General features: G+C 64.3%; 12 protein-coding genes and 1 pseudogene. 5 read left to right on the forward strand and 8 right to left on the reverse strand.

The window, feature by feature from the left end:
* The first annotated feature begins 212 nt into the window (after positions 1-212).
* A pseudogene (locus tag ACE10X_RS42055) lies at positions 213-1,684 on the forward strand (FAD-dependent monooxygenase).
* 103 nt (positions 1,685-1,787) lie between these two features.
* On the opposite strand, the gene ACE10X_RS42060 reads toward ACE10X_RS42055, so the two are convergent.
* The 3 genes from ACE10X_RS42060 to ACE10X_RS42070 form a co-directional block, all read right to left on the reverse strand.
* Positions 1,788-3,413 (reverse strand): FMN-binding glutamate synthase family protein, encoded by a 1,626-nt coding sequence (locus ACE10X_RS42060; protein ID WP_038384762.1) that lies wholly within the window; start codon positions 3,411-3,413, stop codon positions 1,788-1,790.
* 579 nt (positions 3,414-3,992) lie between these two features.
* Positions 3,993-4,862, reverse strand: coding sequence for a patatin-like phospholipase family protein (locus ACE10X_RS42065; RefSeq protein WP_080583354.1), 870 nt, complete (start codon positions 4,860-4,862; stop codon positions 3,993-3,995).
* Positions 4,863-5,096: 234 nt separating this feature from the next.
* Positions 5,097-5,870, reverse strand: a complete 774-nt coding sequence (locus tag ACE10X_RS42070) for a ferredoxin--NADP reductase (RefSeq protein ID WP_038384761.1) — start codon at positions 5,868-5,870, stop codon at positions 5,097-5,099.
* 349 nt (positions 5,871-6,219) lie between these two features.
* Here ACE10X_RS42070 and ACE10X_RS42075 point away from each other — a divergent pair, with 349 nt between their 5' ends.
* Complete coding sequence (locus ACE10X_RS42075; protein ID WP_038384760.1) at positions 6,220-7,155, forward strand: RimK family alpha-L-glutamate ligase; 936 nt, start codon at positions 6,220-6,222, stop codon at positions 7,153-7,155.
* A 63-nt stretch (positions 7,156-7,218) separates the two neighbouring features.
* On the opposite strand, the gene ACE10X_RS42080 is transcribed toward ACE10X_RS42075, so the two are convergent.
* Together ACE10X_RS42080 and ACE10X_RS42085 are read right to left on the reverse strand one after the other, a co-directional pair.
* Positions 7,219-7,419 carry a hypothetical protein gene (locus ACE10X_RS42080; RefSeq protein ID WP_028341810.1) on the reverse strand — a complete coding sequence of 67 codons (201 nt, stop codon included), beginning with the start codon at positions 7,417-7,419 and terminating at the stop codon, positions 7,219-7,221.
* A 20-nt stretch (positions 7,420-7,439) separates the two neighbouring features.
* Positions 7,440-7,796, reverse strand: coding sequence for a response regulator (locus tag ACE10X_RS42085; protein WP_038384759.1), 357 nt, complete (start codon positions 7,794-7,796; stop codon positions 7,440-7,442).
* A 134-nt stretch (positions 7,797-7,930) separates the two neighbouring features.
* Between ACE10X_RS42085 and ACE10X_RS42090 the strand changes: the two genes are divergently transcribed.
* Together ACE10X_RS42090 and ACE10X_RS42095 are read left to right on the forward strand one after the other, a co-directional pair.
* On the forward strand, positions 7,931-8,269 hold the full coding sequence (locus tag ACE10X_RS42090; protein ID WP_375763826.1) for a hypothetical protein: 339 nt from the start codon (positions 7,931-7,933) through the stop codon (positions 8,267-8,269).
* A gap of 345 nt (positions 8,270-8,614) precedes the next feature.
* Complete coding sequence (locus ACE10X_RS42095; protein ID WP_038384757.1) at positions 8,615-8,842, forward strand: hypothetical protein; 228 nt, start codon at positions 8,615-8,617, stop codon at positions 8,840-8,842.
* Positions 8,843-8,899: 57 nt separating this feature from the next.
* On the opposite strand, the gene ACE10X_RS42100 is transcribed toward ACE10X_RS42095, so the two are convergent.
* Positions 8,900-9,856 (reverse strand): amino acid ABC transporter substrate-binding protein, encoded by a 957-nt coding sequence (locus tag ACE10X_RS42100; RefSeq protein WP_051002985.1) that lies wholly within the window; start codon positions 9,854-9,856, stop codon positions 8,900-8,902.
* Positions 9,857-9,868: 12 nt separating this feature from the next.
* Positions 9,869-11,158 carry a dicarboxylate/amino acid:cation symporter gene (locus ACE10X_RS42105; RefSeq protein WP_028336266.1) on the reverse strand — a complete coding sequence of 430 codons (1,290 nt, stop codon included), beginning with the start codon at positions 11,156-11,158 and terminating at the stop codon, positions 9,869-9,871.
* A 213-nt stretch (positions 11,159-11,371) separates the two neighbouring features.
* Here ACE10X_RS42105 and ACE10X_RS42110 point away from each other — a divergent pair, with 213 nt between their 5' ends.
* Positions 11,372-12,373 (forward strand): NADP-dependent oxidoreductase, encoded by a 1,002-nt coding sequence (locus tag ACE10X_RS42110; RefSeq protein WP_038384756.1) that lies wholly within the window; start codon positions 11,372-11,374, stop codon positions 12,371-12,373.
* A 339-nt stretch (positions 12,374-12,712) separates the two neighbouring features.
* Here ACE10X_RS42110 and ACE10X_RS42115 read toward each other — a convergent pair whose 3' ends face one another.
* Entirely contained in the window at positions 12,713-15,883 is a 3,171-nt protein-coding gene (locus tag ACE10X_RS42115; protein WP_375763827.1) for an efflux RND transporter permease subunit, read from the reverse strand.
* Positions 15,884-15,891 lie beyond the last annotated feature (8 nt).

A 15,891-nucleotide genomic window follows, 5' to 3' on the forward strand; every position in this document is an offset into this window, starting at 1 on the left:
GGGCGACAGCAAATCCAACCACAAGGTCCTGTGGTTATGGGTCCCGGCTTTCGCCGGGACGACAGCGAGTTTGCGTCGCCAGCGCGCAGCTTCTGAATTGGTTTGGGCACAATTCGCCCTCTCCCCACTCAGATATATGTAGCCCCCCGGGCTTGCCGCAAGCCCGGGGTCATCCCGTAGAACGCGCGCCCAATCGAACGGAGGAGTGCGGGATGCGGGAACATGCTGTGGTGATTGCCGGCGGAGGTCCGACCGGGCTGATGCTGGCGGGCGAGTTGGCGTTGGCGGGAATAGATGTTGCGATTGTCGAGCGGCGCGCCAGAGAGGACCTGATCGGCGCACGGGCCGGCGGCCTGCACGCGCGCACCATCGAGGTGCTCGATCAGCGCGGCATCGGCGACCGCTTCGTCGCGCTGGGAACGCGCCATCCGGCGGTGCTGTTCCATTCGCATCTTGTTCCGCTTGAGATCACCGACTTTCCGACCCGGCGCAATTTCACGCTGGAGCTCCGGCAGAACCATATCGAGCGTCTGCTCGGCGAATGGGTCGGCGAACTGGCGGTGCGGATCTATCGCGCAAGCGACGTGACCGGTTTCACGCAGGACGAGGCCGGCGTCGACGTCGACCTGTCGGATGGCCAATTGCTCCGGGCGCAATACGTTGTCGGCTGCGACGGCGGCCGGAGCGTCGTCCGCAAAGCCGCCGGCATCGAATTCGCCGGGTGGGATCCGACCATGAGCTGGCTGATCGCCGAGGCCGAGATGTCGGGCGAGCCGGAATGGGGCTTTCGCCAGCACGACACCGGCACCTCAGCGATCGGCAAGGCGGAAGATGGCGGGCGGGTGCGGCTGGTGCTGACCGAGCGGCAACTCGGCACCGACCGGGAGCCGAACTTGCGCGACGTCAGCGAGGCACTGGTCGCCGCGTACGGCACCGATTTCGGCATCCACAGTCCGGTCTGGATCTCGCGCTTCACCGACATGACCCGGCAGGCCGTGACCTACCGCAAGCAGCGCGTGCTGCTGGCCGGCGACGCTGCCCATGTGCATCCGCCGATGGGCGGCCAAGGCCTCAATATCGGCTGCAGGACGCGGTGAATCTGGTCTGGAAGCTCGCCCAGGTGGTCAGGCAGATCGCGCCGGACAACCTGCTCGACACCTACGAGGCCGAACGGCATCCGGTGGCGGCCCGCGTGCTGCGCAACACCATGGCGCATGTCGCGCTCAACCGCACCGATGCGCGCACCAGGGCGCTGAACGAGATCGTCTCCGACCTGCTGCGCATGGACGAGCCGCGCAGATGCTTCGCCGCGATGATGTCGGGCCTGGATCTTCACTACGATCTTGGCGAGGGCCATCCGCTGCTCGGACACCGCATGCCCGATCTCGATCTCGTCACCGCCGACGGCCCGATGCAGGTCTTCGCGCTGCTGCACTGCGCGCGGCCGGTGCTGCTGAATTTCGGCGCGCCCGGCAGCATCGCCATCACGGGATGGACCGACCGGGTTCAGCTGGTCGATGCCGAGTATCGCGGCGCATGGGAGCTTCCCGCGCACGGCACGGTTTCGGCACCGACCGCGGTGCTGGTGCGGCCCGATGGCTATGTGGCGTGGGTCGGCGAGCGAACGCAGGCCGGGCTAACCGAGGCGCTGACCAAATGGTTCGGCGCGTCCGCTGGTACATAGCGAGCGTAGCCCGGATGGAGCGAAGCGTATCCGGGATCGGTCGATCCGCACAGAGAGTGGCCCCGGATTACGCTGCGCTTCATCCGGGCTACGGATTTGCACCCTACCCCGCCGGCTGGAACGAATCCGCGCGCGCCATCGCCCAGGCGTCGCGGAAGCGGCGGTCCTGGGTGCCTGCGAGCAGTTCGCCGGGGCGCAGCGTCGGATAGAGCTCGGCGAAGGAAGAGACCTCGGTGGTCGAACTGCGCTGCGAGAAGTGGATCGGGCGCAGCTCCTTGGTGTGCTCGAGGCCGGCGGCGGCGAGCAACTCGGTCAGCGCGTGCAGGGTCGAGTGATGGTAGTTGTACACGCGCTCGATCTTGTCGGGCACATAGAGCGCGCGGTTGCGGATCGGGTCCTGCGAAGTCACGCCGGTCGGGCAGCGATCGGTGTGGCAGCTCAGGGACTGGATGCAGCCGAGCGCGAACATGAAGCCGCGCGCCGAATTGCACCAATCGGCCCCGATCGCCATCGCGCGCGCCATATCGAACGCGGTCGCGATCTTGCCTGAGGCGCCGATCTTGATGCGATCGCGCGCGCCGATGCCGACCAGCGCGTTGTGGACGAAATTGACGCCCTCGCGCATCGGCATGCCGAGATGGTCCATGAACTCGAGCGGCGCGGCGCCGGTGCCGCCTTCATTGCCGTCGACCACGATGAAGTCGGGATAGAGCCCGCTCTCGTGCATCGCCTTGCAGATCGCCAGGAATTCCCAGGGATGGCCGATGCACATCTTGAAGCCGGCCGGCTTGCCGCCGGACAGCTTGCGCATCCGGGCGACGAATTCCATCATCTGCAGCGGCGTCGAGAACGCCTTGTGATAGGCCGGCGAGATGCAGTCCTCGCCCATCGGTACGCCCCGGATCTTGGAAATCTCCTCGGAAACCTTCGCCGCCGGCAGCACGCCGCCATGGCCGGGCTTGGCGCCCTGGCTGATCTTGAGCTCGACCATCTTGATCTGGTCGTCGCCCGCGACGCTTGCGAAGAGATCCGGATTGAAGGTGCCGTCGCGATTGCGGCAGCCGAAATAGCCGGAGCCGATCTCCCAGATGATGTCGCCGCCCATCTCACGATGATACGGGCTGACGCCGCCCTCGCCGGTGTCGTGCGCGAAGCCGCCCTTCTTGGCGCCGGCATTGAGCGCCCGCACCGCGTTCGGGCTCAGCGCGCCAAAGCTCATCGCCGAGATGTTGAAGACCGAGGCCGAATACGGCCTGGTGCAATCGGGGCCGCCGACGGTGATGCGGAATTTCTCCTCGGCACGCGGCTTCGGCGCCACGGAATGATGCATCCACTCATAGCCCTCGCGGTAGACGTCCTCCTGGGTGCCGAACGGCCGCTTGTCGAGCACCATCTTGGCGCGCTGATAGACCAACGCGCGGGTGTCGCGCGAGAACGGCATGCCGTCCTTCTCGCTCTCGAAGAAATATTGCCGCATCTCCGGGCGGATTTCCTCGAGCAGGAAGCGCATATGCGCCGAGATCGGGTAGTTGCGCAGCACCGCGTGGTTCTTCTGGGTGAGGTCGCGGATGCCGAGCAATGTCAGCGCGCCGAAGATGACCAGCGGAATCAGAACGATCTTGAAGACCTTGTGATCGAAAATTCCAACCAGCAGCAGGAGTGCGGTGACGACGGCGCAGATGGTCAGCACGATGAAGCGTGGCGAGAACGGAAGCAGCATCGTATCCATGAAATTCCTCCGGTCTGGCCAATGCCCTGTCGGCCGCGAGCCTAATCCAACTCGCGGAACAAGTGCACTACGGTTATACGGCCGAGCAGTCACAGATGTGACAACCGCCCGAATGGGCGGGTGCGGATGCCGGTCAAATTGAAACGGTACCGCCTTTTGCACTGCAACGGAGCGGAGCGATAACCTGCCGTCGCAGGAGCGCGCTGCCAAAATATCGAAAACAACCCCATGCAAAGGAGCCGGCTGCGGCCGGCGCTCGACAGGGCGACTTGACACGTCGGGCAACTCACCGGCACAATTCCACTATTCCGAAATCGCGATGTGAGTCTGCGGCTCCTCTAACCCGTCGTCCCTGCCTAGTGCGCAATTGCGCACGGGAGCAGGGACCCATAACCACAAATGCCAATTGTTGGGCCACGCTGGAACGACGAGTCCCTTCAACAAGGTCCGCCGCGGCGTATGGGTCCCTGCTTTCGCAGGGACGACGATGAGGATGGTTCTCGATTCAAGGCGTCACACCACGCGGTGCCGCGCATGTGAGTGCGCTTGCGGGGGAGATGAGGAGAGAGCACCGTTCGCCTAATGCTCGTGCGGCTGCAATTCGTGCGGGATATGCCCGGGCTTCAGGCCGTCGCCGTCAAGCCAGGCGTTGGTGGTGTCCAGCGCCCGGGTGATGTGATCTGCGGTCCGGGAGAAATCGTAGGGCGAGCCGACCAACGGGCAGAGCGGCGGCACCACGAAATACTCGACATCGGGCGCGATGTTCTCGAGCTCGTTGACGAGCTGCCGCGCGATCAGGAGCGTCAGCGCATGCAGCGCATTGGCGAGCGCGCCGACCGGCGGCGCCTGGTTGGCGCAGGCATGCCCGGTCGGCAGCACGATCAGGCGTTTGGCGCCGTGCCTGACCGCGACGCGGACCGGCGTGTTGCTGGAGATCGCGCCATCGGCCAGGAAACGATCGCGGTAGTGCACCGGCGTGAACGCACCCGGGATCGCGGTCGATGCGACGATCGCCTCGGCTGTCGAACCTTCCGACAGCACCACGCTGTCGCCGCTGATGATGTCTGTGGTGACGATGTGGATCGGGATCCGCGCATCCTCGAGATTGCGGAACGGGATGTAGTCGTCGATCAGCTTGCGGACGCCGTCATGCGGGATCAGGAAGTCGCGCCGCCACAGGAAGCTCACCAGCGTCCGCCAGGTTACGGGAAACACGTCCTGCCGGTTGAGGCCGCGCCAGATCTCGGCCAGCCGTGCGACGCCCGAGACCGTCGGGTCGCCGGCATAGAACGCGCCGTTCAGTGCGCCGACGCTGGAGCCGACCACCATGTCGGCGACCACGCCATGCGCGGCCAGCGCCTGCAGCATGCCGACCTGGATCGCGCCAAAGCTGCCGCCGCCGGCGAACACAAAGGCGGTCTTCGGTGCATCCGGATCGGTGATGGACAAGGTGCTGCTCCCAGATCGCCGCGTCCGGGCAACGGCCGCGCGGCGTTGCGGGCGTTATAGCAGCGGGGGAATGGACGGCGCCACATACTCACGGGTCGTCCTGGCGAAAGCCAGGACCCATTACCACAAATGCAAAAGGCTGGAGCCCGATGGGGCCCAGCCTTCGACAAACAAAGAGCGGTGGTTATGGGTCCCTGGCTTTCGCCAGGACGACAATCTTAAAAGCTCGCGGCCCTAGCGCTCGACGAACGCCTTCTCGATCACGAAGTGACCGGGGGTATTGCCGCTGCCTTCCCTGAAGCCGCGCGTCTCGAACAGCTGCTTCAACTCTTCCAGCATCGCCGGGCTGCCGCACATCATGATGCGGTCGGTCTCGATGTCGAGCGGACCCTGATGCAGATCGGTGAACAGCTGGTTGGAGGTGATCAGGTCGGTGATGCGGCCGCGGTTGCGGAACGGCTCGCGCGTCACGGTCGGATAGTACGAGAGTTTCTCGGACAGCAGCGGCCCGAACAATTCGTCGTCGCGCAGCTTGGCGACCAGCTCCTCGCCATAGGCGAGCTCGGAGACCTGGCGGCAGCCATGCACCAGCAGGATCTGATCGTAGCGATCATAGACCTCGGGGTCCTTGATCAGGCTGGCGAACGGCGCGAGGCCGGTGCCGGTCGACAGCAGCATCAGCCGCTTGCCGGGAATCAGGTTGTCGGTGATCAGCGTGCCGGTCGCCTTACGGCCGACCAGGATGGTGTCGCCCTCGCGGATCTTCTGCAGCTTGGAGGTGAGCGGGCCGTCCTGCACCTTGATCGAGAAGAACTCGAGCTCTTCCTCGTGATTGGCGCTCGCCATCGAATAGGCGCGCAGCAGCGGCCTTCCGTCGACCTCGAGGCCGATCATGGCAAACTGCCCGTTCTGGAAGCGGAAACCGGAATCGCGGGTCGCCCGGAAGCTGAAAAGCGTATCGGTCCAGTGCTGAACGGAAAGAACTTTCTCTCGATAGAACGCGCTCATGGGTTTTCGTTTTCTCGACTGACCAGAATTAGAATGGTTTGACTCTATTGGCGCATGACCTGTTCGGAAAACCGGTGCCCACTTTTCCGGGTCATGCTTAGACTGCTCGCGACGGCGCGGAAGTGGCCGAAATCACTGAAGATCTCGCGTGTCCATTGCGCCAATGCAGGAGATAGTCAAGGTCAACTGGCGTGCAATTGCGATCTCAGAATGGCAGTCGTTCGATTTCGCGCAGAGGTTCAACCGCGTCATCGTTAACACGTGGGACTGCACGTAATTTACTTGCTGAGATCGGCATCGATCTGGCAATTAATTGCTACGAAAACCGCGGTGAAGGGAAAATGATCTCGTGGTCCTGATCAGCCAGCGAATCTTCCTGGAAACCATCAAAAAATATTGTTTGGCGCACTCGATTGCCGTCGAGATGCAGTCCGGCGGCTGGCTGGTCACCATGACCAAGGGCAACGCGCGGCGGCTCGCGATCGGCTACGACGTCGGGCTGAACAGCGCGGTCGCGCATCAGGTCGCCAATGACAAATCGGCCTGCGCGGACGTGCTGGTATCGGCCGGCGTTCCCGCCATTCCGCACACGCTGTTTTTGGGTGCGAAGTTCAGCAAGCACATTCCGGGATCGGACTCGCTGGACGCGATGCAGCGTCTGCTCGAACAGCATCCGCGAGGGCTGGTCGTGAAGCCCAATGAGGGGACCTCCGGCGAGCTTGTCTTCCGCGTGACGACGCGAGCGCAGCTGGAGACGGCGGTTGCGCGCATCCTTGCCGCGCATCCAAGTCTTGCCATCTCGCCCTACGCCGAGATCGCGGACGAGGTACGCGTGGTGCTGCTCGATGCGCGCGCGCTGATCGTCTACGGCAAGACGCGCCCGTCGGTGGTTGGCGACGGCATCCAGTCGTTGCGCGCGCTGGCGCAGGCGAACGCGACGGCCGAGCAACTCAAGACCATCACCGAGGATTTCGATGCCGCCGCGCTCGACGCCGTTCCGCCCGCCGGCGAACGGCTTCTGCTCAACTGGCGGCACAACCTCGATGCCGGCGCGGAGCCCGTGCTGCTCGCCGATGACGCGACGCGCGAGGCCTGCGTCGTGCTCGCGGTCAGGGCCGCGCAAGCCGTCGGCATCCGCTTCGCCTCGATCGACGTCGTGCGCACGGAGGGCGTGTGGAAAATTCTCGAGGTGAATTCCGGGGTCAAGATGGAAGCGCTGGGGCGCCGGCATCCGGCGCTGGTCGAGGCGGCCTATTCGGCGGCGCTGGACGAAGTGTTCGCGTAGGCAGCGTCTCCCGGCCCGATGACGCGGGCTCGACGGCGCTATCCTGCACTGGTGAGCGCCCGATCAGCCTTGCGGGTGCTCCTTTTCATAGGCGGCGACGATCAGTTCCGATTGCTCGATCTGTGCCGTGAGACGGTCGATCTCGGCTTGCGTCTCTGGAAACACGTCAGCCCCCGCCGTATTTCCGGATTGCAATTCCGCGATCAGCTCCCGGTTCTTCGCAATCTGCTCACGGTGCCAATCGATTTCAGGATCGTCTTGCATGGGCCACCCGTCGGCGAGAACTACGACGCCAGCTCCCGCAGCAGCATGGGTGGATAAACCGGCTTCTCGAAAAACTTGACGCCCTCGGGCAGCGCGCTGTCCGGGGGCCGACCCGAGATGACAAGGACGCGCACGCCCGGGTCGCAATCGAGGGCCAAACGAGCAAGCTCGACGCCATCCATTTTGCCCGTGAGCTTGATGTCGGTGACCACCAGCGACGGATGACGCATCTTGATGGCCAGCGCTGCCGTCTCGGCGTCTTCGCACTGGATGACGTCGAAATGACCTTCCTGCAACAACAGCGCAATCATGTCGCGCTGGATCGTGTCGTCTTCAACGACAACGGCTATTTGTCGAATTGGCCTCGCGTATCCCATGGCAACCTCCAAACAACCAGCCAGAGTTAACGAATGAGAATGTTTATGGTTCTGGTTCCCGCTTCATGAGGGACTGATCCGGCGGACCTTTGCAGGTTCCGAGCGGAACAAGTTTGGAGGTTTCAGCGTCATTGATGAGCGACAAGCCGGACGAGCCGAATGGTTCGGGCCTGAGCAAGGGAATTCTCGCGACATGGTGCCAGGAGGCAAAGCTCATGAAGAACGCGGTGCAGCCGGATCAGGATTCTTGCGAACCCCACGGGACTGACGTGACGGCTGGCGCGACAGGCTATGTGTCCTCTCGACGATTGATCGAGGATCAGGCCCTTGAACGACCCGCGCTCGTCAAGCCCCCCAGGAAGCAGCACGAGACAACCGATCCGCTTCGCGCTCGCCTGCCGCACGACGTCATCTCCGAAATGGAAGCAGAGCTGAAGCAACAGGTCGACCGACTTGTCGCCGAACGACATTAGCCGGTGAAGCAACGAGCTCGCCGACTTCAACAGCCGAATCTTGCCTGCCGATGATGCTCCAGAGATCGCGGCGCGTGGACACTCGAAGGAAGATCCCGCCGGATCGACGGAGCTTTGATGGGTGCGATTGGAGCGATTCTTGGGCGCGCGATTTTCCAGGTCATGGTTGTTCTGGCGGCGGTCGGCATCGTTGCCCTCGCATGTATGGCGGTTCGCGGCGGCTGACGCGGGGGCAGTGGTGCGGCTGGCACCGACGCTCTGGCCGTCATTTTGATCCATTCAGCGCCTTGCTCATCCCGCGCAAGGGAGTACGCTTCCGTACATTGATTGATCCGGAAACAGATTATGCGCAAACTTCTTTTGAGCCTTCTCGCAGTCGCGGCGTTCGCTGCCGCCTTCAATCCTCCGGCCGCCAACGCGGTGTTTTGGCGCGGCGTCACGGCCCCGACGAATATCGACATCCACGGCTACCCAATCATCAAGGAGCCGCCTCCGAGCACATGCCAGCTGATCCATGTGAACGGATACTGGGTCCGGCAGTGCCTGGATTTGTCGCGGCGCTATTGGCGGTGAACGATGCCGCGCCGCAATGGTCGACCTCTCCCGCGAGGGAGAGGTCGACCCTCGCGGCTAGTTCGACCCGCCCGGTGAATCGTCGAGCGCCTTGAAGGCCTCTTCGAGCTGCGGCGACAGCGCGACGTTGAGCTTCTCGCCGGTCGGCAGGCGGGCGACGAACCATTTGTTGTAGAGCGGGACGATGTCGCGGTTCGAGGCGAGCCTGCGGAACGCGCGCTCGACCACGTCCTTCATCTGCGGCTCGCCCTTGCGGTACATGATGCCGTAGGGATCGTAGGACAGGTAGTCGCCGGTGACGCGGAATTTGTCCTGCGACTTGTGCCGCGCGATCAGGCCGTAAAGCAGGATGTCGTCGGTCGCGAATGCGTCCGCCTTGCCGTCCGCCAGCATCTGGTAGGACTGCTCGTGGTCGGGGGCGGTGACGATGTTGAGGCCGAGCTTTTGCTTGGCGTCGACATTGTGCATCGCCTGCTCGTTGGTGGTGCCCTTGGTCACCACCACCGTCTTGCCCTTGAGGTCGGCAACCTGGGTGACGCCGGAGGCCTTCGGCACCATCAGCTTGGTGCCGGCCACGAACATCAGCGGCGAGAATGCGACCTGCTTGCCGCGCTCGGCATTCGCCGTGGTCGATCCGCATTCCAGGTCGATCTTCTTGTCGACGACCGCCGGAATGCGGTCGTCGGAGGTGACCTTGACGTAGTCGACCTTGAGATTGGCGTCGTCGACCTCGGTCCCGATCTCCTCGACGATCGCATCGCACAGCTCGAGGCTGTAGCCAATCGGCCGGTTGGAGTGATCGAGGAACGAGAACGGCGGCGAGCTTTCGCGATAGCCGATCCGCACCGCGTGCGTGGCCTTGATGTTGGCGAGCGTGGGGCTGAGCCCCTCGCCCGCCGGCTGTGCGGTGGCCGGTGCGGCGAGCAGGCTTGCCGCCAGCAGACACGCCGACAGCAGGCATGTCGACAGCAGAGGCGCCTCAGCCCGTATCGGCCTCCAGCGGGCGCGATGCATGCATCCCTCCCCTCAATGGCCGGCCATCACGGCGCCGGGCACCGCATCCTGCGGCACCGCGTCGTCGGGCCCGAGCTCGTGCTCGGCCTTCAGCTCGCCCTCCCACTTCGCGACCACGGCGGTCGCCAGCGAGTTGCCGATCACGTTGGTGGCGCTGCGGCCCATGTCGAGGAAGGTGTCGATGCCCATGATCATCAGCAGGCCCGCCTCGGGGATGTTGAACTGCGCCAGCGTCGAGGCGATCACCACCAGCGAGGCGCGCGGCACACCGGCAACGCCCTTCGAGGTGATCATCAGCGTCGCCAGCATCGCGAGCTGGGTGCCGACCGACATCTCGATGTGGTAGGTCTGCGCGATGAAGATGCTCGCGAAGGTGCAGTACATCATCGTGCCGTCGAGGTTGAAGGAATAGCCGAGCGGCAGCACGAAGGCCGAGATGCGCGAGGAGGCGCCGAACCTGTTCAGCCCCTCCAGCGTCTTCGGATAGGCCGCCTCCGACGAGGCGGTCGAGAACGCGATCATCAGCGGCTCGCGGATCAGCCGCAAGAGATGGCTGTAGCGCGGCCCGATCACGATGAACCCGACGACGACCAGGATGCCCCACAGGATCAGGAGCGAGAGATAGAAGCCGCCCATGAAGACGATGAGCTTCCAGAGCACGCCGAGGCCGTTCTTCGAGACGGTCGCCATGATCGCGGCCCACACCGCGAGCGGCGCGAACAGCATCACATAGCCGGTAACCTTGAGCATGATGTGCGCGAGGTCGTCGATCAGGCTCATGATCGGCTTGGCCCGTTCAGGCATCGCACCGAGCGCAACCGCGAAGAACACCGCGAACACGACGATCTGCAGGATCTCGTTCTGCGCCATCGCGTCCGCGATCGAGGTCGGGATCAGATGGGTGAGGAATTTTTCGATCGAGAACGCCGACACCGGCAGGCCGGTCGACTGGGCCTTGTCGGGCAGCGTGCCGGGGAAGTTGGCGCCGGGCTGCAGCAGGTTGACCATCACGAGGCCGAGCAGCAGCGAGACGAAGGAGGCGGACACGAACCAGCCCATGGTCTTCGCGAAGATGCGGCCGAGCTTGGCGCCGCTTCCCATATGGGCGATGCCGCCGACGAGGGTCGCGAAAACCAGCGGCGCGATGATCATCTTGATCAGGCGCAGGAACAGCATCGCGATCAGGTTGACGTCTGCTGCGATCTCGGCACGGCTGTCAGGAAAGTAGTTGAAGACAATCGTCCCCATCGCGATGCCAAGGACCATCGCAATCAGGATATACTGCGTAAACCTGCTCGACATTCTCTTACCCCCGTAAGTTCCCGGCGAAGGGCAAGTGTGGCAGATTTACGCAGCTACGCAACACGCTTCGCGTCCAGCGCGACTTTGCCGAAACGTTCCCGTTGTGGAATGCCAGCGCGCGGATTAGCGTTCATGCAGCGCACAATCTGTGCAAGGCGCTGCGCGCGCCGCAGTCAATTGCATGCGAAACGACCAACGCGAGGGGAGACACCAATGAACGACACCGTCAATCGCCAGATCCTGCTTGTCGAAAAGCCGACCGGCAAGCTGGGCCCCGAGCATTTTCGCCTGACCAAGGGGACGATCCCCGCACCGAAGGACGGCGAGGCGCTGGTGCGGACGCGTTACATCTCGCTCGATGCCGCCAACCGCGCCTGGATGCACGGCGCCACTTACCGCGCTGCGGTGGAAGCCAACACCGTGATGGCCGGCGGCAGCATCGCCGAGGTGATCTCGTCGAAGGATCCCGGCCTGAAGCCCGGCGATATCGTGTTCGGCGACACCGGCTGGCAGGATTATGCCGCCGTGCCCGCCAAGCACCTGGCGAAGATGCCGAAGCTCGAGCCGATGACGCATCTGCTCAGCGTCTACGGCGTTGCCGGCCTGACCGCCTATTTCGGCCTGCTCCACGTCGGCAAGCCCAGGGAAGGCGAGACCGTGGTGGTGTCGGCGGCCGCGGGCTCGGTCGGCTCGATCGTCGGCCAGATCGCCAGGATCAAGGGCTGCCGCGTCGTCGGCATCGCCGGCGGCAAGGACAAGTGCCATTGGCTGACCAGCGAGCTCGGCTTCGACGCCGCGGTCGACTACAAGGACGGCGCCACCTACAAGGCGCTGCGCGCGGCGGCGCCCAAGGGCATCGACGTCTATTTCGACAATGTCGGCGGCGACATTCTGGAAGCCTGCCTGGCGCAGATGAACAATCGCGGCCGGATCGCCTGCTGCGGCGCGATCTCGCAATATGACGGCGTCCCCTCCGCGCACGGCCCGCGCGGCGTGCCCGGCCTGATCGTGGTGAAGCGGCTGATCATGCAGGGCTTCATCGTGATGGACTACATGGACCAGCGCGACGCCGCGCTCGCCGACCTGCAGTCCTGGGTCGCCTCGGGCAAGCTCAAGGTGCAGGAGGACGTCATCGACGGCATCGAGAACACGCCGCAGGCGCTGATCGGGCTCTTGGCCGGCGAGAACCGCGGCAAGCGCATGGTGAAGGTGTAGCTGGGGAACATCTCCGAACCCGTCATCCTGAGGAGCGCGTAGCGCGTCTCGAAGGATGCACGGCCCGGCTGGTGGCCGTCGACCCTTCGAGACGGCCGCTTCGCGGCCTCCTCAGGGTGACGGTGTGAGAGTTGTAGCGAGTGGCTTCCCAACGTCGTCGTCCTGGCGAAAGCCAGGACCCATAACCACCGAATTCGATTGAGAGTGCGATAGTGGCCCCAGCGTCACACAACAACAAGCGGTTGGGGTAATGGGTCCTGGCTTTCGCCAGGACGACGGTGAATACATTCACATTCTCTCAGGGTGACGGGGAGAGATCTGAATGCACTCGGCGCAGCCCTAATGCGCGTTGCCCGACGCCTGCGGAGCGGCTTGCGGCGTTGCCGTCTTGCCCTTCTTCGCCTTGCGCCAGTTCTCGAAACTCTGCACCACGACGAAGAACGCCGGCACGAACAGCACGGCGAGGCAGGTCGAGGCGATCATGCCGGAGAACACGGTGATGCCGATCGACTTGCGGGCGTTGGCGCCGGCACCGGTCGCGATCACCAGCGGCAGCACGCCGAGAATGAAGGCAAACGACGTCATCAGGATCGGCCGGAATCTCGCGCGCGCCGCGTCGATCGCCGAATCCAGCACCGACCGTCCGTCGCGCAGATGACGTTCCAGCGCGACCTCGACGATCAGGATCGCGTTCTTGGCCGACAGCGCGATCAGCAGGATGGTGCCGATCTGGGTGTAGAGGTTGTTCTCGATATTCAGGCTCAGCAGCACCAGCGTCGGGCCGAGCAGCGACAGCGGCACGGCCAGGATCACCGAGATCGGCGCGTACCAGCTCTCATATTGCCCGGCGAGCACGAGATAGACCAGCAGCAGCGCCAGCGCGAACACATAGTAGATCTGGCTGCCGACCTCCTTCTCCTGGTACGACATCGCCGTCCACTCGAAGCCCGAGCCGGGCGGCAGCGTCTTTGCCGCGATCTCCTCCATCAACGCCATCGACTGGCCGGACGAGTAACCCTGCGCCGGCAGCCCGATGATGGAGGCGGACGGATAGAGGTTGTAGAGGCTGATCAGCGACGGTCCGATCGAGGGCGTGATCTTGGCGACCGTGCCAAGCGGGATCATGTCGCCGTTGCTGTTGCGCACCATCATGTTCTCGATGTCGCGCAGGCTCAGGCGGTACTGTGCCTCGGCCTGGGTATAGACCTGGAAGGTGCGGCCGAACTTGGTGAACTGGTTGACGTAGCTGGCGCCGAGATAGGACGACAGCGCCGCGAAGATCTGGTCGGGGGTGACGTGCAGGGTCTGCGTCTTGATGCGATCGACGTCGACGTCGAACTGCGGCACCATCGAGCGGAACGACGACTGGACCCGCTGCAGCGCGCTCTGGGTCTGCGCATTGGCCACGATCGCGCCGGTGACTGCCTGCAGCTTGCCGTAGTCGGCATTGCCGTCGCGCAGCTCGACCTGCATGGCAAAGCCGGCGGCGTTGCCGATGCCCTGGATCGGCGGCGGCGGGATCACCAGGATGCGCGCCTCCGGGATCACCGCGAGCTTGTCGTTGAGCCCGTAGACCAGCGAACGCAGATCCTCGCCCGGCCCGCGCGCGCCCCAGTCCTTCAGGATCAGGTAGGCGACGCCGGCATTGGCGAGGCTCGAGGAGTTGTCCAGCGCGGAGATGCCGGCGATGCTGACCACCTGCTCGACGCCGGGGGTCTTGCCGGCGATCCTGGTGACCTCGTCGAGCACGTGCTGGGTGCGGTCGAGGGCCGCGCCGTCGGGCAATTGCACCGCGGCGAGCAGATAGCCCTGGTCCTCGATCGGAATGAAGCCGGTCGGCACCCGCGACAGGCCGTAGCCGGCAAGCCCGATGATAACAAGCGCAACGGCGACCGAGGTCTTGGCATGCCCGGCGATGCCGCTGACCAGCCGTGTGTAGCCGCGCTCCAGCCGGTCATAGACCGCGTTGAAGCCGCGATAGAAGAAGTTGCGCTGCTCGGGCGGAGCGGGAGGACGCAGCCATAGCGCGCATTGTGTCGGCTTCAGCGTCGCGGCGTTGACGGCGCTGAGCAGCGCGGTGGCGGCGATCACCAGCGCGAATTGCGCGTACATCCGCCCGGTCAGCCCGGGCAGGAACGCCGCCGGCAAAAACACCGATATCAAGACCAGCGTGATGCCGACGATCGGCGCGAACAATTCGTCCATCGCCTTGATCGCGGCGTCGTGGCCCGACATGCCGCGCTCGATATTGTGCGCCGCGCCCTCGACCACGACGATGGCGTCGTCGACCACGATGCCGATCGCCAGCACGATCGCAAACAGCGTCGAGAGGTTGATGGTGAAGCCGAGCGCCGCCATGGCCGCGAACGCGCCGATGATCGTGACCGGCACGGTGGTTGCCGGCACCAGCATCGCCCGCCAGTCCTGCAGGAAGACCAGGATCACGACCAGCACCAGGAGGCCGGCCTCGAACAGGGTCTTGTAGACCTCCTCGATCGAGGCGTTGACGAATTTGGTGGTGTCGAACGGCGTGTCGTATTTGATGTCCTGCGGGAACTGCTTGGCGAGCTCCGCCATCTTCTTCTCGACGGCCTTCTCCACCTGCAAGGCATTGGCGCCCGGCGACTGGAACACGCCGATGCCGGTCGCGGGCTTCTGGTTCAGTGAGAAGATCTGGCTGTAGGTCTGCGCCCCGAGTTCGACCCAGCCGACGTCGCGCACCCGGGTGACGTCGCCGACATTGCCTGTCTTGACGATGATGTCCTCGAACTGGCTCTTGTCGTCGAGCCGGCCGTTGACGTTCAGCGTGTACTGGAACGCCTGGCCCGCCGGCGTCGGCGGCGCGCCGACCTGGCCGGCGGTGACCTGCTGGCTCTGCTGCTGGATCGCCTGGATGACGTCCTGCGGCACCAGCCCGCGCACCTGCAGCTTGTTCGGATCGAGCCAGACCCGCATCGAATATTGCCCGGCGCCGAACACCGTGACGTTGCCGACACCCGGAAGGCGCGACAGCTCGTCCCGGATGTTGATGGTGGCGTAGTTCGACAGGAACAGGCTGTCATAGGTCTTGTTCGGCGAGGTCAGCGTCACGAACAGCAGGATCGAGGTCGACCGCTTCTGGACCGTGACGCCCTGGTTCTGCACCGAAGTCGGCAGCTGCGACAGCGCGCTGGAGACACGGTTCTGCACCAGCACCTGCGCGAAATTGAGATCGGTGCCGATCTTGAAGGTCACCGTCAGCGTATAGGTGCCGTCGGCGCCGCTGTAGGACTGCATGTACAGCATGTCCTCGACGCCGTTGACCTGCTGCTCGATCGGCAGCGCCACGGTGTCGACCACCGTCTTGGCCGAGGCGCCGGGATAGCGCGTCGTCACCTGCACCGTCGGCGGCACCACGTCGGGATATTGCGCGACCGCGAGATTGTACAGCGCCACGCCGCCGATCAGGATCATCAGGATCGCGATGACGTTGGAAAGGACCGGGCGCTCGATGAAGAATTTCGAGATCATGGCGCGTG

Origin of the sequence: Bradyrhizobium sp. Pha-3, assembly GCF_042258325.1 — a bacterium.
Lineage (GTDB): Bacteria > Pseudomonadota > Alphaproteobacteria > Rhizobiales > Xanthobacteraceae > Bradyrhizobium > Bradyrhizobium elkanii.